This is a genomic window from Mycobacterium sp. 1465703.0, assembly GCF_001672975.1.
Lineage (GTDB): Bacteria > Actinomycetota > Actinomycetes > Mycobacteriales > Mycobacteriaceae > Mycobacterium.
In genome coordinates this window covers 1-705 of record NZ_LZKU01000147.1, presented here as the reverse complement: position 1 = coordinate 705, position 705 = coordinate 1, and the positions used below count along the sequence as shown (strand labels likewise).

Annotated in this window: 2 pseudogenes; one reads left to right on the top strand and one right to left on the bottom strand. The window is 71.5% G+C overall.

Going from position 1 to position 705, the window contains the following annotated elements:
* A pseudogene (locus A5625_RS30130) lies at positions 1-82 on the top strand (hypothetical protein); the annotation flags it as partial.
* A 52-nt stretch (positions 83-134) separates the two neighbouring features.
* Here A5625_RS30130 and A5625_RS13065 read toward each other — a convergent pair.
* Positions 135-705 (bottom strand): annotated as a pseudogene (locus A5625_RS13065) (heme A synthase); the annotation flags it as partial.

Sequence of the window (705 nt, the reverse complement as noted above, 5' to 3'; positions counted from 1 at the left end):
CACGGTGCGCACCGGGCTGCTGTGGTGGACGGTGGCCATCCACCTGCTGACCTCCATGACGATGGTGTGGCTGGCGGCGCTTGGATGCCGGCGCCCGCGAGCTCGCCGAACGCCGGTTCGTGCTTGCGGTGGAGTCAGCCTGCGAGCGGCTCGGGCTCGGCCCGCTCTCGCATGGCCGCCCATAGCGCCGCGGTGGCCGCCGTGCATGCCGCGGCGCCGGCAACGTGCAGGGCGACCAGCACGGCCGGCACCCCGGTGTAGTACTGCGCGGTGCCGACGGCGGCTTGCGCCAGCACCAGCACCAATAAGACCGCAAGCCGCAGCATCACGGGCCGGCCGGCGCGCACCGCCAGCAGCCCGAAGCCCAGCCCCACCACCAGCGTCAGATACGAGATCAGCAGCGACGAGTGCAGGTGCACCAGGGTGTCGACTTCGACTCTCAGACGCGGCACCGTCCGGGTAGGACTGCGATCACCGGCGTGCGGGCCGGCGGCCGTCACCAGCGTGCCGGTGACCAGCACCGCGGCCAGATTCAGTCCGGACAGGGCGGTCAGGGCGCGCAGCGGCTTGACCACACGCTCGCGAACCGCTGCCTCATCGGGCTCGCCGACCTTCACGTAGAGCAGCACCGCCAGCCACACCATCGTCATGGAGGTCAGCAGGTGGATGGCCACCGTCCACCACAGCAGCCCGGTGCGCACCGTG